Below are 3,420 nucleotides of genomic sequence, written 5' to 3'. Positions count from 1 at the left end.
GCTGTTCGACGAACAGGCCCGCCACCTCGGCCCGATGGCCCCGGCCACGCCGCCCAGCGTGCTGGCAAGCTCGCTGCAGCAGCACCGCGGCAACGTGCTGATGGTGCAGCGCCGCCCGCTGTGCCTGGGCAGCACCGCGACGCGCCTGGCGCTGAACGCCGAGCTGTTCGAGAAATGCGCGAAGGCGCATGTGCTCGCGGTGGCCACCGGCGGCCGCGTGCGCGCGCTGCCATGGTGGGTGCGGTGGATTGCCAACGGCCGCCTGCGAAAGGATGCATCGCGGGCCGAAGCGCGCTTCGCGCAAGGCCTGCTGCCCGAAGAGAGCAAGGGATACTGAAACACCCCACGAGGAGACCCCGCATGCCCGCGAACGACGCATCGCCGATGCCCCCCTTTCAGGTCGCCGCGGCGCTGGCCGTCGGCACCATCGCCGTGCTGATGATCGGCGTGCAGCCGATCCTGCTCGGCGAGCTGGTCGATGCGAAGCAGGTGAGCCTGGAGGGCGTCGGCATCGTCGCGATGGCCGAGATCATCATGCTGGGCCTCGGTGTCGCGCTCGGCGATGCGCTGTTGCCGGGCGCGCAGCTGCGGCGCATCACGCTGGTCGCCGCGCTGCTGGCCGCGTGCCTCGACCTGCTGACGATGCGCGCCTCGGGCGACGCCGCGATGACGGCCGTGCGTGCCGCCGCGGGCCTGGCGGAAGGCGTGCTGGTCTGGGGCACCACCGGCGTCATCGTGCGCAGCGCCAACCCGGCGCGCGTCGGCGGCATCTTCTTCGTCGTGCAGACGATCGCGCAGGCGGCGCTCGGCGCGCTGCTGGCGCATGCAGTGATCCCGCACGCCGGGTGGCAGGGCGGGTTCGCGGCGCTGGCCGTGCTGTCGCTGCTGCCGTGCGTGCTGGCCTTCCGCCAGCCGGCGCGGCTCGCGCCGCTGGTGGCGACTGCGGTCTCGGGCTTCCGCTGGTCGGTCGCCACGCTGCTGCCGCTGGCGGTGGCGTTTCTCCAATTGGCCACGCTGGGCTCGTTCTGGGCCTACCTCGAGCCGCTGGGCAAGGCGGCAGGCTTCGATGCGCGCGCCGCGCAGACGCTGATCGCCGGCGTGCTGGTGATGCAGGTCATCGGCGGCAGCCTCGCCACCTTCGCGGTCGGGAGGTTGCCGGCGCGGCCGACGCTGGTCGCCTGCTCGGGGGTGCTGGCCGCGGTGATGTTGGCGCTGCATGCGCTGCCGGTCGGGCGCTCGCTGGATTTCGCGCTCGGCTGCGCGGTGTTCGGCTTCGTGTGGATGTTCATGCTGCCGTTCCACATCGGCCTGGCCTTCGGCGCCGACGCCAGCGGCCGGCTGGCCGGGCTGGTGCCGGCCGCCCAGCTGCTGGGCAGCGCCTTCGGGCCGCTGATGGCATCGTTCATCGTCGAGGGCGACGAGGCCGGTGCCGTGCCCTGGCTCAGCGCAGCTTTCGCGGCGGCGGCTGCGGCGCTGTTGCTGGCACTTGTCGTGATCAGGGCAGCGGCACGACCGCGCCCTGCAGGTAGCGGTTCGCCTTGACGAGCCACCAGCGGTCATCGGTCAGCGGCTGGTTGCCGAGGCCGATGTTGTCGGTGGAGTCGCCGACGCCGGCGCCGAACATCAGCGACACCACGCCCGCCGCCTTGGCCTCGGGCAGGTGGCTGCCCCAGGTGATCTGCGCGCCGTTGGAGCTCACCTTCGGATCGCCGGCCGCGTTGGTCTTGTAGTAGCTCGCGGCGAACACGCTGGGCGTCGCGGTGAAGGTGTCGCCGAAGAAGTACGTCGGCGCGGTGTCCTCGTAGTGCTTGCTGGTCGCGTTGGTCAGCGTCGCGAACGGCGCGCCGGTGGCCGGGTTGGTGCCGACCGAGCCGTTCACGTGGCCGGCCGGCAGCTGCCACAGCACCACCGGCTTCTTCAGCGCGGCGTTCAGCGTCTGCACGTAGTACAGGTAGTTGTTCCAGTGGTCGGCGTTGAACTGCCACTTCGCGTTGCCGGCGGCGCCGCCGTCGTAGCCGTACTTGTCGAACGAGATGAAGCTCGCGCCGTAGCTCGTGATGCCGGCCGCGTTGTAGTAGTTCGCGACGCGTTGTGCGCTGGCGGCGATGTACGGCCGGCCGGCCGCCCAGCCCTTCTCGGCGGTGTCGGTGATGTGCATCAGCCCGTTGGTCGAGGCGCCGCTCTGCGCATCGCTCCAGATGTTGATCTGCCAGCCGTACCACGCGTTGCGGCTGCGCTTCTGCACGATGTAGTTGACCGCCTTGACGAGCCCCTCGAGCGTGTTCGGGAACTGCGGGTCGGCCGAGGTCAGCACGCCCGCGGCGTACGCCTGGTCCACGCGCGCCATGATCTGCGACGGCTGCAGGCCGGAGTTCTGCATCATGTAGCCGATGAAGTCCGGCTCGATCACGTAGCCCACCGGGTCGTCGCCGGCCTCGGTGTTGGCGATGTCGATGGTCTTGACCCAGTCCTTGAAATACGCGCCCATGTAGGTCGCGTCCTGGATGTGGGCGAGGTCGGTCGGGTAGCTCTCGCCGCCGTCGGCGATGTTGTAGAACACGAAGACCGGGATCATGCCGAGCTTCTTCGACTCGCGGATGAAGTTGGTGGCGCGGAAGCACGGCACCGTCGTCCAAGTGCACCAGCTGGTGTTGCCCGGCACCGAGGCGCCGCCGTTCAGGTAGATGTAGCGCAGGTCGGCGCGGGTGTTCAGGTCGCCGCTGCCGAAGTTCTGCCAGTTGGCCAGCGCGGTGCCGCCGTCGTCGGAGACCGAGCCGATCGACACGTGCGCCGGCAGGCCGGGCAGGCTGCCGTCGGGCTTCTTCACGCGCACGCCGACCCAGCGGCCGTTGCCGTTGGCGTCGAGGATGCGGATGCCGGCGCGGCCGGCGCCGAGCGCGTTGACGGTGAGCTTGCTGCCGCTGACCGACACCGTCGCGACCTTCGGGTTGTTGGAGGCGACCGTGAAGCTCGGGTAGGCGACGCCGGAGACGCTGAGGTCGAGCGTGACTGAGCCGGGAGCGAGCGTGCTTTGCAGCGACTGGCCGCCGACATCCCACTGCTTGATGCCGATCAGCGAGGCGTTGCCGACGGTGGTGGCCGACGCATCGCTGAGCGTGGCGCCGGCGGCGTTGATCAGCTTCAGCTGGTAGGTGTAGAGGCCGAGCTTCTTGCCGGTGATCTGGATCGTGGCCGTCTGGGCCGCGTTGCCCACGTCGGCCAGCGTGCCGGACTGGACCTTGACGCCGTCTTCATACAGCTCCCACGAGGTGCCGCTGGTGCCCCACCACTTGTTCCAGACGATCGCGAAGCTGCCGGCGTGGTCGTAGTTCTGGATCTGCAGCGTGGGCTTGGCGGGCGCGCCGACGGGGGCCGGGGCGGGCGCGGGCGCGGGTGCCGGAGCCGGCGCAGGGGCGGGGG

2 protein-coding genes and 1 pseudogene are annotated in these 3,420 nt (G+C 70.5%); 2 read left to right on the top strand and 1 reads right to left on the bottom strand.

Going from position 1 to position 3,420, the window contains the following annotated elements; genetic code table 11:
• Positions 1 to 337: pseudogene (locus AC1D1T_RS31200) on the top strand (hypothetical protein); the annotation flags it as partial.
• Between the two features lie 23 nt (positions 338 to 360).
• Positions 361 to 1,542 (top strand): MFS transporter, encoded by a 1,182-nt coding sequence (locus AC1D1T_RS31195; RefSeq protein ID WP_477825634.1) that lies wholly within the window; start codon positions 361 to 363, stop codon positions 1,540 to 1,542.
• Here AC1D1T_RS31195 and AC1D1T_RS31190 read toward each other — a convergent pair.
• On the bottom strand, positions 1,496 to 3,420 hold a 1,925-nt coding region (locus AC1D1T_RS31190), incomplete at its 5' end, for a chitinase N-terminal domain-containing protein (RefSeq protein ID WP_477993243.1). The genes AC1D1T_RS31195 and AC1D1T_RS31190 overlap by 47 nt on opposite strands.

The sequence above is a fragment of the Rhizobacter sp. P2_H3 genome, from assembly GCF_056403355.1.
This window is presented reverse-complemented; position numbering and strand designations above follow the sequence as displayed.

What these genes read in the sequence shown, in the direction of transcription:
- AC1D1T_RS31195 (WP_477825634.1), top strand. Translation starts at nt 361, where the DNA reads ATGCCCGCGAACGACGCATCGCCGATGCCCCCCTTTCAGGTCGCCGCG.